The organism is Vicinamibacterales bacterium (assembly GCA_036504215.1).
Lineage (GTDB): Bacteria > Acidobacteriota > Vicinamibacteria > Vicinamibacterales > Fen-181 > FEN-299.
In genome coordinates this window covers 70,817-88,515 of record DASXVO010000043.1, presented here as the reverse complement: position 1 = coordinate 88,515, position 17,699 = coordinate 70,817, and the positions used below count along the sequence as shown (strand labels likewise).

The 17,699-nt window shown below is 65.1% G+C and carries 16 protein-coding genes; 9 read left to right on the top strand and 7 right to left on the bottom strand.

From position 1 onward, the window contains the following. Nucleotides 1–158: 158 nt before the first annotated feature. From VGK32_13255 to VGK32_13235, 5 genes are all read left to right on the top strand, one after another. The gene (locus VGK32_13255; GenBank protein HEY3382735.1) at nucleotides 159–2,663 is read left to right on the top strand and encodes a sodium-translocating pyrophosphatase; all 2,505 of its coding nucleotides are present in this window, start codon (nucleotides 159–161) and stop codon (nucleotides 2,661–2,663) included. Between the two features lie 350 nt (nucleotides 2,664–3,013). After that, nucleotides 3,014–3,733 carry an energy transducer TonB gene (locus tag VGK32_13250; protein ID HEY3382734.1) on the top strand — a complete coding sequence of 240 codons (720 nt, stop codon included), beginning with the start codon at nucleotides 3,014–3,016 and terminating at the stop codon, nucleotides 3,731–3,733. A gap of 98 nt (nucleotides 3,734–3,831) precedes the next feature. Next, a complete protein-coding gene (locus VGK32_13245) occupies nucleotides 3,832–4,503 on the top strand; it encodes a MotA/TolQ/ExbB proton channel family protein (protein ID HEY3382733.1) in 672 nt (223 codons plus the stop codon). 124 nt (nucleotides 4,504–4,627) lie between these two features. Continuing rightward, on the top strand, nucleotides 4,628–5,056 hold the full coding sequence (locus VGK32_13240; GenBank protein HEY3382732.1) for an ExbD/TolR family protein: 429 nt from the start codon (nucleotides 4,628–4,630) through the stop codon (nucleotides 5,054–5,056). Nucleotide 5,057: 1 nt separating this feature from the next. Beyond that, on the top strand, nucleotides 5,058–5,534 hold the full coding sequence (locus VGK32_13235) for a biopolymer transporter ExbD (protein HEY3382731.1): 477 nt from the start codon (nucleotides 5,058–5,060) through the stop codon (nucleotides 5,532–5,534). A gap of 479 nt (nucleotides 5,535–6,013) precedes the next feature. Here the strand turns inward: VGK32_13235 and VGK32_13230 are convergent, their stop codons facing one another. After that, nucleotides 6,014–6,958, bottom strand: a complete 945-nt coding sequence (locus VGK32_13230) for a tetratricopeptide repeat protein (GenBank protein HEY3382730.1) — start codon at nucleotides 6,956–6,958, stop codon at nucleotides 6,014–6,016. A gap of 260 nt (nucleotides 6,959–7,218) precedes the next feature. Here VGK32_13230 and VGK32_13225 point away from each other — a divergent pair, with 260 nt between their 5' ends. Beyond that, nucleotides 7,219–9,366, top strand: a complete 2,148-nt coding sequence (locus tag VGK32_13225) for a bifunctional (p)ppGpp synthetase/guanosine-3',5'-bis(diphosphate) 3'-pyrophosphohydrolase (GenBank protein ID HEY3382729.1) — start codon at nucleotides 7,219–7,221, stop codon at nucleotides 9,364–9,366. Between the two features lie 13 nt (nucleotides 9,367–9,379). Here the strand turns inward: VGK32_13225 and VGK32_13220 are convergent, their stop codons facing one another. From VGK32_13220 to VGK32_13210, 3 genes are all read right to left on the bottom strand, one after another. After that, nucleotides 9,380–9,766 carry a RidA family protein gene (locus VGK32_13220; protein HEY3382728.1) on the bottom strand — a complete coding sequence of 129 codons (387 nt, stop codon included), beginning with the start codon at nucleotides 9,764–9,766 and terminating at the stop codon, nucleotides 9,380–9,382. A gap of 6 nt (nucleotides 9,767–9,772) precedes the next feature. Next, on the bottom strand, nucleotides 9,773–9,964 hold the full coding sequence (rpmB, locus tag VGK32_13215) for a 50S ribosomal protein L28 (GenBank protein ID HEY3382727.1): 192 nt from the start codon (nucleotides 9,962–9,964) through the stop codon (nucleotides 9,773–9,775). 115 nt (nucleotides 9,965–10,079) lie between these two features. Next, on the bottom strand, nucleotides 10,080–10,745 hold the full coding sequence (locus VGK32_13210; protein ID HEY3382726.1) for a hypothetical protein: 666 nt from the start codon (nucleotides 10,743–10,745) through the stop codon (nucleotides 10,080–10,082). A 559-nt stretch (nucleotides 10,746–11,304) separates the two neighbouring features. Between VGK32_13210 and VGK32_13205 the strand changes: the two genes are divergently transcribed. The 3 genes from VGK32_13205 (at nucleotide 11,305) to VGK32_13195 (ending at nucleotide 15,290) form a co-directional block, all read left to right on the top strand. Beyond that, nucleotides 11,305–11,757 carry a TraR/DksA C4-type zinc finger protein gene (locus VGK32_13205; GenBank protein ID HEY3382725.1) on the top strand — a complete coding sequence of 151 codons (453 nt, stop codon included), beginning with the start codon at nucleotides 11,305–11,307 and terminating at the stop codon, nucleotides 11,755–11,757. A gap of 92 nt (nucleotides 11,758–11,849) precedes the next feature. Then, nucleotides 11,850–14,330: an endopeptidase La gene (lon, locus tag VGK32_13200; GenBank protein HEY3382724.1), complete on the top strand. Its 2,481-nt coding sequence runs from the start codon at nucleotides 11,850–11,852 to the stop codon at nucleotides 14,328–14,330. A gap of 12 nt (nucleotides 14,331–14,342) precedes the next feature. Further along, nucleotides 14,343–15,290, top strand: a complete 948-nt coding sequence (locus VGK32_13195; GenBank protein ID HEY3382723.1) for a histone deacetylase — start codon at nucleotides 14,343–14,345, stop codon at nucleotides 15,288–15,290. Between the two features lie 53 nt (nucleotides 15,291–15,343). On the opposite strand, the gene VGK32_13190 is transcribed toward VGK32_13195, so the two are convergent. Genes VGK32_13190 through lgt form a run of 3 tightly spaced genes read right to left on the bottom strand, consistent with a single transcriptional unit; the run spans nucleotide 15,344 to nucleotide 17,698 of the window. Beyond that, entirely contained in the window at nucleotides 15,344–15,889 is a 546-nt protein-coding gene (locus VGK32_13190; protein HEY3382722.1) for an NUDIX hydrolase, read from the bottom strand. A 59-nt stretch (nucleotides 15,890–15,948) separates the two neighbouring features. Beyond that, nucleotides 15,949–16,914, bottom strand: a complete 966-nt coding sequence (locus tag VGK32_13185; GenBank protein HEY3382721.1) for an RluA family pseudouridine synthase — start codon at nucleotides 16,912–16,914, stop codon at nucleotides 15,949–15,951. Further along, entirely contained in the window at nucleotides 16,889–17,698 is an 810-nt protein-coding gene (gene lgt, locus VGK32_13180) for a prolipoprotein diacylglyceryl transferase (protein HEY3382720.1), read from the bottom strand. The genes VGK32_13185 and lgt overlap by 26 nt, the downstream gene beginning before the upstream one ends. Between the last annotated feature and the right edge of the window lies 1 nt (nucleotide 17,699).

Sequence of the window (17,699 nt, the reverse complement as noted above, 5' to 3'; positions counted from 1 at the left end):
CCACGCGCGATTTGTCATCGGCGCACGAGCTTACCTATAATTGTGGAGCTTGAGTTGTCGGGCCTTGCTTGTCGGCTCCCCACCCTGGGCTCACGGGGGCGCATCGTGCGGCTCCGGTTGTCGGTTCTTTCCCGTGTTCCGCCGAACAAAGAGGTGACATGAACGTGCTTTCTGTGCTCTTGACACGCGGCGCCGCAGGTCTGCGCGGGCGGCGGCGTTCCTTCGCGATGCTGCTGCTGGCTGTAGCCGCGATTTCGTTGTTGTCGGCTCCCGCGGTCCTCGCGTCCACCGCGGCGGCCCAGCCCGTCGAGGTGACCGAACACGCCGGCGGCGAGGCGTCGTTGAGGCTGCCCGATCTCGGTCAGACCAACTTCATGGGCGTCAACGGCCGGACGCTCCTGATGGTCGGCCTGCTGGTCTGCCTGGGCGGCCTGGGCTTCGGCCTGGTCGTCTACCAGCAGCTCAAGGCGTTGCCGGTGCACTCGTCGATGCGGGAAATCTCCGAGCTCATCTACGAGACCTGCAAGACCTACCTGCTGCAGCAGGGCAAGTTCCTGATGATCCTCGAGGCCTTCATCGGCGTGATCATCGTCGTCTACTTCGGTGCTCTGCAGCACTTCGCGGCCAGTCGGGTCATCATCATCCTTGCCTTCAGTGTGCTCGGGATCGCCGGAAGCTACGGCGTCGCCTGGTTCGGCATCCGGATCAACACCTTCGCCAACTCGAGGACGGCCTTCGCGAGCCTGAAGGGGAAGGCGTTTCCGGTGTTCGCGATTCCGCTCAAGGCCGGCATCAGCATCGGCATGCTGCTCATCAGCGTCGAGCTGTTCATGATGCTGGCGATCCTGCTGTTCATCCCGGGCGATTACGCGGGGCAGTGCTTCATCGGCTTCGCCATCGGCGAGTCGCTCGGCGCCGCGGCCCTCCGGATCGCCGGCGGCATCTTCACGAAGATCGCCGACATCGGGTCCGACCTGATGAAGATCGTCTTCAACATCAAGGAAGACGACGCGCGCAACCCGGGCGTCATCGCCGACTGCACGGGCGACAACGCGGGCGACTCGGTCGGGCCGACGGCCGACGGATTCGAGACGTACGGCGTGACCGGCGTCGCGCTGATCTCGTTCATCCTCCTCGCGGTGCACGATCCGGCGGTGCAGGTGCAGTTGCTCGTCTGGATCTTCGTGATGCGCATCATGATGATCTTCGCAAGCGGCATCTCCTACCTGCTCAACGGGGTGTGGGCCAAGGCGAAGTTCGGCGACGTCGCGAAGATGAACTTCGAGCACCCGCTGACGACGCTGGTGTGGCTGACGTCGATCATCTCCGTCGTGATCACGTACGTCGTGTCCTACCTCCTGATCCCGAACCTCGGTGACGGCACGCTGTGGTGGAAGCTCTCCACCGTGATCACGTGCGGCACGCTGGCGGGCGCGATCATCCCCGAGCTGGTGAAGGTGTTCACGTCGACCACGTCGGCGCACGTCAAGGAAGTCGTGACGTCGGCCCGCGAGGGCGGCGCGTCGCTCGACATCCTCTCCGGCCTGGTGGCCGGAAACTTCAGCGCCTACTGGCTGGGCCTCGCCATCGTGTCGCTGATGGGCATCGGGTTCCTGGTCAGCACGACGTTCCCGGCGACCATGATGCTGGCGCCGGCGGTGTTCGCCTTCGGCCTGGTGGCCTTCGGCTTCCTCGGCATGGGGCCGGTCACCATCGCGGTGGACTCGTATGGGCCGGTCACCGACAACGCGCAGTCGGTCTTCGAGTTGTCGGTCATCGAGACGTTGCCCAACATCAAGCAGGAGCTGAAGAAGGAGTTCGGGTTCGACGTGAACTTCAGCGAAGCCAAGGACCTGCTCGAGGCGGCCGACGGCGGCGGCAACACCTTCAAGGCGACAGCCAAGCCGGTGCTCATCGGGACCGCGGTCGTCGGCGCCACGACGATGATCTTCTCGATCATCATGATGCTGACCAAGGGGCTGCAGCCGGAACTGGTGGCGAACCTGTCGCTGCTCCACGCTCCGTTCCTCCTGGGGCTGGTCACGGGCGGGGCGGTCATCTACTGGTTCACCGGCGCGTCCATCCAGGCCGTTTCGACCGGCGCCTACCGGGCGGTCGAGTTCATCAAGAAGAACATCAAGCTCGAGAGCAGCGAGAAGGCGTCGGTGGCGGACAGCAAGAAGGTGGTCGCCATCTGTACGCAGTACGCGCAGAAGGGAATGTTCAACATCTTCCTGACCGTCTTCTTCTCGACCCTCGCGTTCGCGTTCCTGGAGCCGTATTTCTTCATCGGCTACCTCGTATCGATCGCGCTGTTCGGGCTCTACCAGGCGATCTTCATGGCGAACGCCGGCGGCGCGTGGGACAACGCGAAGAAGATCGTCGAGGTCGAACTGAAGGAGAAGGGGACGCCGCTGCACGCGGCGACGGTCGTCGGCGACACGGTTGGCGATCCGTTCAAGGACACGTCCTCGGTCGCGATGAACCCGGTGATCAAGTTCACGACCCTGTTCGGCCTGCTTGCGGTCGAGCTTGCCGTGCAGCTGAAGGACCAGCTGGGGACCGGGTTCGGCTGGGCGCTGAGCGCGGCGTTCTTCCTCGTGTCCGTGGTGTTCGTGTGGCGTTCGTTCTACGGAATGCGGATTCCGGTGGACGCGAAGTAACGGGCGAAACGGACGCCGAAGAACGGGGAAAGGCGGCGCGGTTGGCGGTCCATGGGGCCGCCAGCCGTCCGATCCGATTCAAGCCGTCGAGTGGCGTTCCGATGGTCATGAGGTTGGTTCGATGACGGGTGGTTTGACTTGCGGCGGGTCGGATCGATACAATGCCCCGATTTCGGTCTCGCGGGCGCCCTCGTCAGAGCCTGACCCGACCGTTCCCGATCACCCACTTTTCCATAACCGGTGTCTAATCAGTCAGGCGTGCCAGAGCCGGCGTTTCGTTGACACCTCTTTTTCGGACTGGCTATAATCGGCCGCCTTGCTGAGAACGAGCGAGCAGGAGGAGTAGACCGGTGCCACGCGATCTGTTTGGTGACGTAGTCAATCCTTCGATCAAGATCGGGAGCAAGAAGTGGTACACCGTGCCGCTCTCGTTTCTTGTTCACCTAGTCCTCATCGGCGCGATCGTCATCGTCCCGCTGATGGCGGCTGACATTCTGCCGACCCCGCCGATCATGATGGCGTTTGCGGCCCCTCCGCCGCCGCCGCCACCACCACCACCACCACCACCACCGGCCCAGGCTGCCGCGCCGCCGCCGGTCATGGACGTCAACCCGAATGCCGCGCCGGTTCAGGCGCCGTCTCAGATCAAGCCTGAGTCGGGCCTCAACAGCGGTTTGGAGGGTGGCGTGCAGGGTGGAGTGGAAGGTGGCGTGCCCGGGGGCGTCGTGGGTGGTGTCGTTGGCGGGCTGCCCGATGCCCCGCCGCCGCCGCCGCCGCCGCAGGCGCCGGTCCGCGTTGGTGGCAACATCAAGCCGCCGACCAAGACCAGGGACGTCAAGCCGGTATATCCGGCAATCGCGCAGTCGGCTCGTGTGCAGGGCGTTGTCATCATCGAGGCCACCATCGGACCCGATGGGAAGGTCAAGGATGCCAAGGTGTTGCGCTCGATTCCGCTGCTCGACCAGGCCGCACTCGAAGCGGTCCGCCAGTGGGAATTCACGCCGACCCTCCTGAACGGCGTGCCGGTGCCGGTCATCATGACGGTAACCGTGAACTTCACGCTGCAGTGAGGTAGCGGGAGACAGGAGATCGCCTCGGAAGGCGCATGAAAGTGCCCGGGTCTCGCCCGGGGGCTGGTAACTCGTCAGAACACTCGGAGGATGGTCAGATGAATCTGCTCGAAATCTGGAATCAGATGGGATACTTCGCGAAGGGTATCGCGTACGTGCTCTTCTTCATGTCGATGCTGTCGTTCGGCGTGGCCATCGAGCGCATCTACACGTATATCCAGGCGCGGAAACAGTCGAAGCTGTTCGCCCCGCAGGTCGCCAAGGCGCTCAAGGAAGGCCGTCTGAAGGACGCCATCGCGCTCGCGACCAAGAAGGAATACCGCTACAGCCACCTCGCCAAGGTCGTTCTCGCGGCCCTGCAGGAATACCAGTTCGCGCAGGAGGGTGGCGAGAAGATGAGCAAGGAAGACATGGTTGACACCGTCCGCCGCGCCATCCAGCGCGCCTCGGCGTTGACCGGTTCCGACCTCAAGAAGATGGTGTCCGCGCTCGCGACCATCGGCGCGACGGCTCCGTTCGTCGGGCTGCTCGGCACGGTCGTCGGCGTCATCAACGCGTTCCAGGGCATCGCGGCCACCGGGTCGGGCGGCATCGGCGCCGTGTCGGCCGGTATCGCGGAAGCGCTCGTCGAGACGGCGCTCGGACTCTTGGTCGCCATCCCGGCGGTGTGGTTCTACAACTACCTCACGGGCCGGATCGAGTACTTCAACGTGGAGATGGACAACTCCTCGTCGGAGATGGTGGACTTCTTCATCAAGAAATCCGTCTAGCGTCGTCGCGTTCCGCTGTTCCAGATTTCGACGGTCGTCGGGCGGGGTTCCGAGCTCCGCCCGACTCGCCGGCTTCGGGCACCGGCTCGCTCGCGTCGGTTTGCTAGCTTAGGAGATCGCCACAATGTCAATGGATATTGGTGCAAAAGGCTCATTGAAAGCGGACATCAACGTGACGCCGCTCGTCGACGTCATGCTGGTGCTGCTGATCATCATGATGCTGATCGCGCCGATGCTACAGAAGGGCGTCGACGTCAGGCTCCCTCAGGCGTCCAACTCGGCCGACAAGCCGGAGACGCAGGAGCAGACGGTCATCGCCATCGCGGCTGATAAGCGCTTCTTCCTGAACGCCGTGCCGGTTCGCGAAGACGATCTGGTCCAGAAGGTCAACGAGGCGCTCGAGGCCAAGAAGGAAAAGATCGTTCTGATCAAGGCGGACGTGGATGCGCCGTACTCAGCCGTGATGAGCGCGATGGACAAGCTCCGCGCGGCCCAGATCGAGAACGTGGGCTTGATTACCGAGCGCAAGATCGGCCAGGGAGGGGGCAGGTAACATGGCTCACGCACACAAGCACCACGGAGCCGAGAAGATCGTCAAGGGTGAAGTGCCGCACGCCAGTGCGGACATGAACGTCACCCCGCTGATCGACGTGCTCCTCGTCCTCCTCGTCATCTTCCTCGCTGCCCTTCCGCTGAGCCAGAAGGGTCTCGACATCAACTTGCCGCTCGAGACCAACACGCCGCAGGCGGCGGAGGTCAAGACCGACCAGATCGTCGTGGACTACACGGCGGACCGCAAGTTGACGATCAACAAGCAGGACGTGACGATGGCCGAGCTCGAGACGCGCCTCCGGGCGATCTTCGAGCAGCGCAAGGACAAGACGATGTTCATCATCGGGGCCCCGACGCTGCGCTACGGCGACATCGTCGAGGTCATCGACGCGGCGAAGGGCGCCGGTGTCGAGAAGGTCGGGATCGTCACGGAAGGCATGCGCCAGGCTGCCGGCGTGCAGGCCGGGGCTGGCCGATAGGCCGTTTCGTTCGCTGTAGGACAGGCAGACAGACCACCTCTCAGACGGCCGGTTCGCGGTGCGAGCCGGCCGTCTGTTTTCGTGTACGACCCCCTCACGCAACCACCGCGGAACGGACCGACTCCCGGCTCTCGGTGTCTACCAGGGCAAGGAGGCTTCGCCATGACACCGACCGTCCGGCAAACCCCGAGGCGCCGCCGACGGCCGTCGTCGTGGAGTACACAGCCGGCCGGGTGCTCTCCATCAACCGCCAGGATGTGGCGCCAGGCGACCTGGAGACGCGTCTACGAACGATCTTCGACCGGCGCAAGGACAAGACCCTGTATGTCATCGGCGCCCCTGGCGTGCGGTGCGGCGAGATCGTGGGCATCATCGACGCCGCGAAGGGCGCGGGTGTCGGTACACAAGATGAGCCGTCCGACCCTTGCGGATCGGACGGCTCGAGAGGGTCACGCGAGAGGCGAAGGGGACCGGGAAACCTACTTGCCGCCAGCCTTCTGCTTGCGCAGATCGATCGCACGGTCACGCAGCGTGTCGGCTTCCTTGAGCAGTTCCTTCTGCTTGGCCGGGTCCTTGATGACGAGGGCCTGAGACCGCAGCAGGAGGTTCTTGTAGGTCAGGGCTTCCGGATAGTCGGCCTTGAGCTGGAGTGCCTTGTCGGCAGCAGTCAGGCCCAGGGTGATGTAGTTCAGCTTCTCGGCGTCCTTCAGGCGGAAGTCGCGATAGGCCTTCTCCCAGTAATACGACGAAATCGTGTAGAACGCCTCGGGGTTGTTCGGTTCCTTGTCGGCGCGTTCCTGCAGGGCGGCCATCGTCTTCTCGAACTCGCCCTGGCGGTTGTAGAAGCCCGCCAGCTGCATGTAGGTGCTCGAGTCGTTCGGCCGCATTTCCTTGGCCTTCAGGAGCGTCTGCTCGCCCAGTTCGTACTGCCCGGCATCCTCGTACATCTTCGAGAGGATGAAGTAGTTGCTGGGCTCGGTCGGCTCGAGGCGGATCATCTCCTGCACGAGCGGTTCGGCCTGCGCCGGATCGTTCATCTTGTCGGGACCGTAGGCCGCCACGAGGTATTCGAGGGACAGCTTCTTCAGCTTCGCGTCCTTCTCCTTGTCGGCGCACTTCCGGTAGTTCTCGATCGCCTTCGTGAGATATTCGTCGTTCTGCTTCTCACCCTTCCGGCTGGGCTTGTACATCTGGTCGTAGCTGTTGGCCAGATAGAAATACGCGGTCGACAGGTTCGGGTCGTTCTGAACCGTCTCCTCGTACCGTTCCGCCGCCCGCTTGTAGTCCTGCTGCTGATACAGAACGTTCGCTTCCTTGAAGGCCTTGCGCGCCTTCAACACGCCTAGCTGCGCGCAACCGACCAGCGTCAGGCTGAAGGCTGTCAGCACAACAACCAGCGACGCCGCCTTGAACCGCCTCTGCATTGCATCCCCCTTGCCCCCGAACCGCGGGAGAGCGGTCTTCAACGGTCTGGGATAATGATCGCGAAGAGTAGTTGACTCGTGTGTTGTGACCGAACCCGTGGGTCCTGAGGACGGACCCGGGTGGTCGCGCCAGTATAGTGAACGGAAAATTGACAAGTCAAGCGAACCGGTCCGACTGGCTCCCCCAAACTTGACCCCCCCGGGGTCGGCTTCTATGATGAGAAGCTCGAACGTCACCATCTCATTAGACACCATTCAACGTGATCCGTTTCGAAGACCTGCTGGAAAAGGTCCGGGAGTACAACCCGGACGCCGACCTCGAGCTGCTCAGACGGGCCTACGTGTTCTCGGCCCTCGAGCACAAGGGACAGGTTCGCCACTCCGGGGAGCCCTACCTGGTCCATCCCCTCGAGGTGGCGACGATCCTCACCGACATGAAGATGGACGCGGTGACCATTGCCGCCGGGCTTCTCCACGACGTCGTCGAGGACACCCTCACCACCACCGAGCGCCTCGAACAGACGTTCGGCCGCGAGGTCGCCCACGTCGTCGAGGGCGTCACCAAGATCAGCGCGATCACCTTCTCGTCGAGCGAAGAACGCCAGGCCGAGAACTTCCGGAAGATGCTCCTGGCGATGGTCGACGACATTCGCGTCATCCTCGTGAAGCTGGCGGACCGCCTCCACAACATGCGGACGCTCAACTTCCTGCCCGAGGACCGCCGGCTGCACATCGCCCAGGAGACGCTCGACATCTACGCGCCGATCGCCAACCGCCTGGGCATGGCGAAGGTCAAGAACGAGCTGGAGGAACTGGCGTTCCGCTTCCTCGAGCCCGATGCGTACGAGCTGCTGAAGGCGCGCGTCGAACGTCGGCGGAAGGCCAGCGAGGGAGTCGTCGAAGAGCTGCGGCGCACGATTGTGTCGAAGCTGCGTGACGCGCAGGTGCCCGTCATCGAGGTGGACGGCCGCACCAAGCGCCTCTACAGCATCCACCAGAAGCTCCGCCGCCAGAAGATCGATCTGGATCGCGTGTACGATTTCGTCGCGCTGCGCATCGTCACCAAGACGATCAAGGACTGCTACGCGGCGCTCGGCATCATCCACCAGACGTGGTCGCCGGTTCCGGGCCGCATCAAGGATTTCATCGCGATGCCGCGCCCGAACGGCTATCAGTCGCTCCACACGTCGGTCATCAGCGAGGGTGGATTCCCCTTCGAGGTGCAGATCCGGACCGAGGAGATGCACCTGCGTGCCGAGGAAGGGATCGCCGCCCACTGGAAGTACAAGGAAGGCCGGGTCGGCGCCGAGCGTGACGAACCGTATTTCGTGTGGCTGCGCCAACTGCTCGAGTGGCAGCAGGAGGTGCGCGACCCGCAGGAGTTCATCCAGAACCTCAAGATCGACCTCTACCCGGAGGAGGTCTACACCTTCACGCCGAAGGGCCAGGTCAAGCCCCTCCCGCGCGGCGCGACGCCCGTGGACTTCGCATACTCGATCCACACCGACGTCGGCGCCCAATGCGTCGGCGCGCGCGTCAACGGCCGGATGGTGCCCCTCCGCACCCAGCTCAAGAACGGCGACATCGTCGAGATTGTGACGCAGGCGAAACACAAGCCGAGCCGGGACTGGCTCAACTTCGTGACGACCTCGCGCGCCAAGAACAAGATCAAGCACTACCTGGAAGGCGAGGAGAAGCTCCGCGCCGTCGACCTCGGCCAGCGGATGCTCGAGAAGGAAATCCGCCGCTTCGACCTGAACCTGAAGACGTTGATGTCAGACGCCGAGCTGCAAAAGGCCAGCGCCGCGTTCAGCATGCAGAAGGTGGAGGAACTGCTGGCGGCGATCGGCTTCGGCAGGCTCCAGGCGCGGCAGGTGCTCGACAAGCTCGTGCCGGTCGAGGAACTCAAGGAACGCCCGACCACGGGCGTCGTGTCCGCCGTGCGCCGGGCGCTCTCAGGCGACAGCGACAAGATCAAGGTGCGCGGGGCGGACGATCTGCTCGTGATCCGGGCCCGGTGCTGCAATCCGATCCGCGGCGAGAAGATCGTCGGCTACATCACCCGCGGCAAGGGTGTGTCGGTGCACGCGGTGACGTGCCCGAACGTCACCAACCTCCTGTACACGCCGGATCGGCGCATCGAGGTGGAGTGGGACCGGACCGCAGACCAGGGCGGGTACACGGTGGACCTTGCCCTGGTCGTCGAGGATCGGAAGGGCCTGTTGGCGGAAATCAGCGCCAAGATCGGGGACACGAACATCACGAACATCGAGGCGAAGACCCACGATGGGCACCTCGACCACATCGACATGACGCTCGAGATACGCGACCTCAAACACCTCGAGAAGGTGTTCAAGTCGCTGCGCAAGGTCACGGGGGTGTTGTCCGTCGAGCGGGCCGCGAGATAGGCCCGGCCTTCGCTCACTCGGTCTTGAGGTACGCGACCGCATCGATCTCGACGCGCACGTCCTTGGGCAGGCGGCCGACCTGGACGGTCGCCCGGGCGGGCGCCGGAGAGGCGAAGTACTTTCCGTAGACCTCGTTCATCGCCGGGAAGTCGCCCATGTCCACCAGGTAGACGGTCGTCTTCACCACCTGATCGAACGACGCTCCAGCCGCCTCGAGAATTCCGCCGAGGTTCTCGAGGACCCGCTGGGTCTGCGCCCTGACGTCACCCTCGAGCAGTGTGCCCGTCGCGGGGTCGAGCGGGATCTGGCCGGAGACGAACAGGAAGTCTCCCGCACGGATCGCCTGCGAGTACGGTCCGATCGCGGCAGGAGCCGCCGGCGTCGAAATCGGCTGATGCATAGGCACCTACGCGGCCTTGACGACCTTTCCCGACCGCAGGCACCGCGTGCACACACGCAGGCGCTTCACGCCACCGTTGACCGACGCACGCACCGTCTGGAGGTTCGGCTCGAACCGCCGCGGGGTCACGTTGTGCGCGTGGCTGATGTTCCGGCCGTACGCCGGTCCCTTTCCGCAGATTTCACACCGCTTCGCCATACTTCGCTTCCTGATGCTGAAGAAGACCGGAAGGTCTTCGGCCGCTCCGTCCGCCAAAACGCGAAACCCCAATTATAGCAGATTGTCCACACGAGCAGCGGGCGACACCGGCCCGCTACGGGCGGACGATGACCGATCCACTCGTCTCGACGGGCACGTCCTTCCCAGAGGCCTCGTCGGCGCGCGCGCGCCCGACGGCCTGCATGACGCGGCCGATGGCATCGAGGGCGTTGGTCGGGCCCTCGCCGAGGATCCGCTGGGCCTCTCGGGCGCCCTTCTCGAGATGCCTCAGCACGACGGCGGCGTCGCGATCGGGCACGGGCCGCCCTGATTCCCGCGCCAGCTCGGCGAGGAACCGCTGGATGTCGGTCGCCAGGCGCTGCGCGACCAGCGAGTTGGGACGATGCTCGTAGATGACGCCACGGTCCGCCGTCTCGTACGTCGCGGCCAGCGAGCCGGCCGCCTCCGCGGCATCCTGGTCGGTGAGCTTCAGCAGGGGGTCGCCCTCGAAGCCGGCCACGAAGGTCAGCACGGCCCAGAACAGGTCGGACTGGATCTGCGAGAGCCCCTCCCGCATGGCGATGATGAAGCCGAGGTCCCGCTCGTGCTGACGACGGATGGCAGCCGGCGGGTGAGCCTGTGCCGACACCAGGTATCCGCAGTCCGCCGGGCAGGCGATCTCCGACAGCCGCTTCGAACCGCAGCAGACCGCACAGATCTCACGACCGAGCGCCGGACACCGCCGGCGTGCCTGCCGCCGCTCGCACAATGGACACTGCATCCGGACAGCTTCGCACAGCCCGCACGGCCGGTCAAACCCGCCGCGTGGTGACCTGACGACCGGTCGCGAAATCACGACGTGACGGCGCAGGCGACACGAATCCGACGGCGGAAGCAGGCGGAGCACGCGCCGTCGCTGTCAACGACCTGCACGAGACGAGTCTCGGCCATTCGGCCACAGTCAGGACGACACAGATGCCACAAGGTTGTCCCTCACAGGAGACGATGAGAAAAATGTCCTGCCGGAGAACCGGATGTCGACAACGAGCGTCTAAAAAGGCGACGGTGGGCCGATTGTGGGGTTCGGAATTCCGGCACAGCCTAACTGGCTGGACAGTAAAGGCTTAGAACACTGCCGTCGGGTTTGCACTGCTGAGGTGTGTGTGAAGTACCTACACTACGGTTCCGGGTCGTCGGACGAAGCTGGAGGCGAATCCTCAGGGATGGCCGACGATGGCCGAGGCGAACGGACTGTAACCCAAATGGCAGTTCATTTGCATGAGGCGTCGTGCTAAGATAGCGCCCTCACGGGGGCTCGACGCGAAAGGAGCGTCAGCACCATGGAAGCGACGAACAAGAAGAGCCACATGAACAAGGCCCGATACAGCGACCTCAAGCAGATGCTCGAGGAGCGCAAGCGTGAGATTCTGAGCCAGGTCCACGAGAAGATCCGTGACGTCCGGACCGAGAACGTGTCAGGCAAGGTGAACACGGTCCTCGACCCGGGCGAGAGCTCCGAGGCCGGAATCCAGGAAGACATCGAGTTCGCGCTCATTCAGATGAAGGCCGAGACGCTCAACAAGATCAACGAGGCGCTCGTCCGTCTGGAAGAGGGTGCGTACGGCAATTGCTTCGAGTGCGGCGAGGAAATTGCGCAGCAGCGCTTGCGGGCGCTTCCGTTCGCGGTCCGTTGCCGCGACTGCGAGGCGGCGCGCGAGAACGCCCAGCGGCGCGAGCGGCAGATGGCGCAGCGCGCGTCGTCTTCCGCGCTGTTCTTCGACATGTCCAGCTGACGGATGCCGGCGGCGGGTTCCCCCGCGGAGCCCGCCCGCCTGCCCCGCGCCGGCGCTCCCCGCTGTCGCGGCTCTTCACGGAGAGTGGCGCGATGAGCGATGAACCCGAAGCCCCCACGTTTGACGAGACGATCGACGGGGAGCGGGCACTCTCGATTCCCCCGGAGCTCCCGGTCCTCCCGCTGCGCGACACCGTCCTCTTTCCCAATTCCTTCATGCCGCTCGCGGTGGCCCGCGAGAGTTCCATCCGTCTGATCGACGACGCGATTGGTGGCGGGAAGCTGATTGCCGTCTTCACCCAGCGCGATGCCGCGGTGGAAGAGCCCGGCCAGGACGACCTCTACCCGATCGGCACGGCCACGCACATCCACAAGATGTTCAAGCTGCCCGACGGCAGCCTTCGGCTGATCGTCCAGGGCCTCGCGCGCCTGAAGCTGCAGCAGGTGCTCGCGGTGAAACCGTACCTGCGCGCGACGGTCGCCACGGCGCCCGAGGAAATCGGCGACGCGGACAAGCTCGAGATCGACGCGCTCCAGCGGAACATCAAGACGAACTTCCAGCAGGTCGTATCGCTCTCGCCGCTGCTGTCGGACGATCTCCAAACGCTGGCGCTGAACATCTCCGATCCAGCCAAGCTCGCGGATTTCATTGCGTCCAGCCTGGCGACGATCGCGACCTCGTCCAAGCAGGAGGTGCTCGAGACACTCGACGTCCGTGCCCGCATGGACCTGCTCAACCGGATCCTGATCAAGGAACTCGAGGTTCTCGAGCTCGGGTCGAAGATCCAGTCGCAGGTACAGTCGGAAGTCGGCAAGAACCAGCGTGATTACTTCCTGCGCGAGCAGTTGAAGGCGATCCAGAAGGAACTCGGCGAGGGCGACGATCAGACGAAAGAAATCGAGGAACTGCGGGAGAAGATCGAAGCGGTGGGGATGCCCGAGCCCGTCAAGAAGGAAGCGCTGCGCGAGCTCGATCGCCTGTCGAAGATGCCGGTGGCGGCGGCGGAGTACACCGTCTCGCGGACGTACCTCGACTGGCTCGTGGCGCTGCCCTGGAACAAGAAGACGGACGAGATCATCGACCTCAAGCGCACGAAAGACGTCCTCGACGCGGACCACTCGGATCTGGTGAAGGCGAAGGACCGCATCCTCGAGTATCTCGCGGTGAGGAAGCTCAACCCCAATGTGAAGGGGCCGATCCTCTGCTTCGTCGGCCCTCCAGGCGTCGGTAAGACGTCGCTGGCGAAGTCGATCGCGACGTCGCTCGAACGGAAGTTCGTCCGCATCTCGCTCGGCGGCATGCGCGACGAAGCGGAGATCCGCGGGCACCGGCGCACCTACATCGGCGCGCTGCCCGGGCAGATCGTCCAGGGTCTGCGCCGCGCCGAATCGAAGAACCCGGTCTTCATCCTCGACGAGATCGACAAGCTCGGATCCGATTTCCGCGGCGACCCGGCGTCGGCGCTGCTCGAAGTGCTCGATCCCGAGCAGAACAACACGTTCCGCGACCACTACCTCGACGTCCCGTTCGACCTCTCGGAAGTGCTCTTCATCACGACGGCGAACGTGCTCGACCCGGTGCCGCCGGCCCTTCGCGATCGGATGGAGGTGCTCGAGCTCCCCGGCTACACCGAGGAAGAGAAGCTCAAGATCGCCGAGGAGCACCTGATCGCCAAGCAGGTGACGAACCACGGCCTGACGCCGGAGTTCATCACCTTCACCGAGGCTGCGCTCCGCGCGGTCATTCGCGGCTACACGCGCGAAGCCGGCGTTCGAAACCTCGAGCGGGAGATCGCCGCGCTCTGCCGCAAGGCGGCTCGCCGCCGGGCCGAGGGCATCGAGGACCCGATCGCGATCACACCCGAGGTCGTGGTGGAGATGCTCGGCGCCCCCCATTTCATGGACGAGGAGATGGAGGAGCGGACGAAGAACCCGGGCGTCGCGATCGGCCTGGCGTGGACGCCAGCCGGTGGCGAGGTGCTCTTCGTCGAAGCGCGCCGGATGCATGGCGGCGGCACCCTCACGCTGACCGGGCACTTGGGTGACGTGATGAAGGAGTCGGCCCGCGCCGCGCTATCGTGGCTGCGAGCCAACGCGTCCCGCTACGGGATCGAGCCGGACTTCTACAAGTCGTCCGAGCTCCACCTGCACGTGCCGTCGGGCGCCATCCCGAAGGACGGCCCCTCCGCGGGCGTCACCATGGTCGCCGCCCTGTGCTCGGAATTGTCGAAGCGGCCCGTGCGCGGCGACCTCGCGATGACGGGCGAGATCACGCTGTCGGGGCGCGTGCTGCCGGTTGGCGGCATCAAGGAGAAGGTGCTCGCCGCGCGTCGGGTCGGCATCCGCGAAGTCATCCTGCCGGTGCGCAACGAGAAGAACATCGTCGAGGACCTGAGCGAGGATCTGCGCAAGGACATGACGGTTCACCTCGTCACCACCATCGACGAGGTGCTCGAGCTCGCCCTGCAGCCCCGCGCCGACGCCGCGGCACCGCCGGCCGTCGAGCCGGTCACGCCGGGCGACGCCGAGCCTTCGAACCACCCGGGTGAGCTCGAACCCACGATCGTCTCGTAGCGGGCAGGCGAGATGGCGCCGATCGTCTTCTCGCCTCGCTACGACATCGACATCGGCAACCACGTCTTCAAGACCAGCAAGTACCCGCTGCTGCACCGGGCCCTGCTCGATCGACACCTGGCGGCCGCCGGCGACTTCATCGAACCGGAGCCAGCCTCGTGGGAGGATCTCGAGCTGGTCCATACCCCCGACTACCTCGAGAAGCTGCGCCTGGGAACGATGGACGCCGACGAGCGGGCACAGCTCGAGATGAGGATGTCCGACGAGGTTGTGCAGGGTTTCAGGCTGATGGCCGGCGGCACGACGCTGGCCGCGCGCCTGTCGCTCGCGCCCGACCGTGATGCCCGCCCGGCGGCTGCGGAGCCCTACCGCCGGACACGCAGGCTCGGCCTGCACCTTGGCGGCGGATTCCACCACGCCTGCGAGGACCACGGCGAGGGGTTCTGTCTCATCAACGACGTCGCGGTGGCCATCCAGATCCTGCGGCGCGACGGCCTCATTCGGCGCGCGGCGGTCATCGACTGTGACGTGCACCACGGCAATGGCACCGCGTTCATCTTCGCGGGCGATCGGTCGGTCTTCACGTTCTCCATCGACCAGGAACACAACTACCCGCAGTTCAAGCCGCACAGCTCCCTCGACATCCACCTCCCGGACTACGCCGACGACGAGACGTACCTCCGCCAGCTCTCGGGTGCCCTCCCGAGGGTGTTCTCGAGCGGTCCCGACATCGCCTTCTACCTGGCGGGGGCGGATCCGTTCGAGGACGACATGCTGGGAGGATTGGGCCTGACGAAGGAAGGACTCCGACGGCGCGACGCCTTGGTGATGAACGCGGCGAAGGAACTGGATGTTCCGCTGGTCGTCACCCTCGCGGGCGGCTACGCGAGGAATCTCGCCGACACGGTGGACATCCACGCTGGAACGGTGGAGGAGGCCCTGAAGATCTTCGAATGGTAGGCCGGGCCGCAAAGAGGTATCGCACCGTCCTCCGCCTCGAGGACCGGCGAATCCTAGAGGAGCGTCAGCCCCACCGCGGTCTTGAGGTCCGGAATCTCTCCACGACGAGTCATGTCGCGCACGTCGTCCAGCGAGAAGACACGCGTCCTGATGTCCTCGTCCTCGTCCGGCAGGGCGGCGGTGTGGCCGGGACCGGGTCTCTTCAGGTCGGTGAGCTTGAAGATGTTCATCTTCTCGTCGCAATACCCTGGCGTGGGGTAGAAGCTGCCCAGCAGCTCGATCTGTCCAGGCACCCAGCCGGTTTCCTCCTCGCATTCGCGGGCTGCGCCCTCCGTCGGATCCTCGTTCGGCTCGAGGCTGCCGGCCGCGAGTTCCCAGATCCACTGATCGACGGCGTAGCGATACTGCCTGACGAGGATCACGTGTGCCGGGTCTGGCATCGGGATGAGCACGACGGAGCCGTGGTGGCGCACCACCTCGAGCGTCCCTTCGTGGCCGTTCGGCATCCGCACGCGGTCACGACTCACGGTGAAGATGCGCCCGCTGTAGACGACCTCGTGCCTCAGCAACGTGCCCGGACGCTCGACTTCTGCATTCATGGCCATCGTCCAACTTCACCCGCCGCGGGCACGGCGGCCCGCTGCCGCTCGAGGGCGCGCTACAGGCCCCAATGGTCGCGCGTCTCTCCGACGCGCGCTTCCAGTTCGTCGAGTACACCCTGCAGGTCGGGCGGGAGCGGACAGGTGAACTCCATCCGCCGGCCGTCGGTGGGGTGCGTGAACACGAGCCGAGCCGCGTGGAGAAATGGACGCTCCAGACGCTCCACCGCGCGCAGCGGAGCCGGCATCCGGTGGCGCACGCCTCCGTACGTGGAATCGCCGACGATCGGATGCCCGATTGCGCTGAGGTGCACGCGGATCTGGTGCGTGCGGCCGGTGGCGATCGCCACGTGCAGCAGGCAGAGGCCGCGCAGATTCACGGACTTCGTCACGCGGGTCACCGCCGTGCGCGCCCGCCGGGCTCGCGTGGACATCTTCTCCCGATGAACGGGATCGCGCCCGACCGGGAGATCGATCCGTCGGCCGGCGTGTACTTCGCCCCACGCGAGGGCGATGTACTCCTTCTCGACCTCCCGATCGTGGAACTGGCGGGTCAACTCGCGGTGGGCGAGATCGTTCTTCGCGACGACCATGAGGCCGGATGTGCCCCGGTCGAGCCGGTGGACGATGCCAGGACGCTGTTCGCCGCCGACACCGCTCAGGTTGTCCGCGTGAAACAGCAGCGCATTGACGAGCGTGCCCTCGGCGTGTCCGGCAGCCGGGTGCACGACCATACCGGCTGGCTTGTCGACGACGATGACGTCCTCGTCCTGGTAGACGGCCGGCAGCGGCAGTTCCTGCGCGACGGGCGTGGCGGGCGCAGCGTCCGGGATCTCAATCGTCACGATGTCGCCGGGCTTCACCGAGGTGTTCGGCTTCGTCGGCCGCCCGGCCAGCACGACCGCGCCCTCTTTGATCAGGCGCTGCAGTTGCGAGCGCGACTGCAGCGGCAGCAGACCGGCGAGGTAGACGTCGAGCCGCAGCCCCGCGCTGTCGGGATCAACCGTGAACTCGTGTCGTTCCATGCGGGAGACCCTTCGCGCGTGCCTGCCGCGCAAGCCGAACGAGCATCAGGATACTGAGGGGCAACAGGACGATTGAGATGGCTTGCGACGTCGAGAGGGCGCCGACGGCTCCCCTCGCGTCACCGCGAAAGAACTCGATGACGAATCGGGACACGGCGTAGAGCGCCAGGTAGGTCCACAGCGTTCTTCCGGCGAACGAGCGACCGCGGCGCTCCATGACGAGCAGAACGACGAGGATGAGCAGTTCGGCGCCCGCTTCGTAGAGTTGCGTGGGATGGAGCGGCACCTCGAGCGGCGTGCCGACGAAGCCTGCGGCGAACTCGTCGTGGAAGGTGATGGCCCACGGCACCGACGTCGCATGACCGAAGCAGCATCCTGCCATGAGGCAGCCGACGCGGCCGATGACGTGGCCGAGGGCAATCCCCGGTGCGAAGACATCGCAGGTCGTCCAGAACGGCAGGGCATGGCGTCTCAGGTACCAAAAAGCCGATCCCACCGCGAGCACCAGGCCGCCGTAGAACACGCCGCCGCTGCGTGCGAGCGAGATCAACTGCGCCGGGTCTCTGATCATCGAACGGAAGTCGACAATCAGCAGGAGCAGCTTGGCGCCGACCACTGCCGCGATGATCACCAGGATGCCCAGGTCGAGTACGCGTTCCGGGTTCAGTCCCCTCGCGCGCGCCCGGACGACGGCCATGCGGAGGCCGGCGATGAAGGCGAGCGCCATCAGCGCGCCGTAGCTGTAGAGCGTGAACGGGCCGAGCGAGAAGAGCCGAGGATACACG

Coding starts and splice junctions, on each gene's coding strand:
- VGK32_13255 (HEY3382735.1), top strand. CDS start 159: ATGAACGTGCTTTCTGTGCTCTTGACACGCGGCGCCGCAGGTCTGCGC.
- VGK32_13245 (HEY3382733.1), top strand. CDS start 3,832: ATGAATCTGCTCGAAATCTGGAATCAGATGGGATACTTCGCGAAGGGT.
- VGK32_13240 (HEY3382732.1), top strand. CDS start 4,628: ATGTCAATGGATATTGGTGCAAAAGGCTCATTGAAAGCGGACATCAAC.
- VGK32_13235 (HEY3382731.1), top strand. CDS start 5,058: ATGGCTCACGCACACAAGCACCACGGAGCCGAGAAGATCGTCAAGGGT.
- VGK32_13230 (HEY3382730.1), bottom strand. CDS start 6,958: ATGCAGAGGCGGTTCAAGGCGGCGTCGCTGGTTGTTGTGCTGACAGCC.
- VGK32_13220 (HEY3382728.1), bottom strand. CDS start 9,766: ATGCATCAGCCGATTTCGACGCCGGCGGCTCCTGCCGCGATCGGACCG.
- rpmB (HEY3382727.1), bottom strand. CDS start 9,964: ATGGCGAAGCGGTGTGAAATCTGCGGAAAGGGACCGGCGTACGGCCGG.
- VGK32_13210 (HEY3382726.1), bottom strand. CDS start 10,745: ATGCAGTGTCCATTGTGCGAGCGGCGGCAGGCACGCCGGCGGTGTCCG.
- VGK32_13205 (HEY3382725.1), top strand. CDS start 11,305: ATGGAAGCGACGAACAAGAAGAGCCACATGAACAAGGCCCGATACAGC.
- lon (HEY3382724.1), top strand. CDS start 11,850: ATGAGCGATGAACCCGAAGCCCCCACGTTTGACGAGACGATCGACGGG.
- VGK32_13195 (HEY3382723.1), top strand. CDS start 14,343: ATGGCGCCGATCGTCTTCTCGCCTCGCTACGACATCGACATCGGCAAC.
- VGK32_13190 (HEY3382722.1), bottom strand. CDS start 15,889: ATGAATGCAGAAGTCGAGCGTCCGGGCACGTTGCTGAGGCACGAGGTC.
- VGK32_13185 (HEY3382721.1), bottom strand. CDS start 16,914: ATGGAACGACACGAGTTCACGGTTGATCCCGACAGCGCGGGGCTGCGG.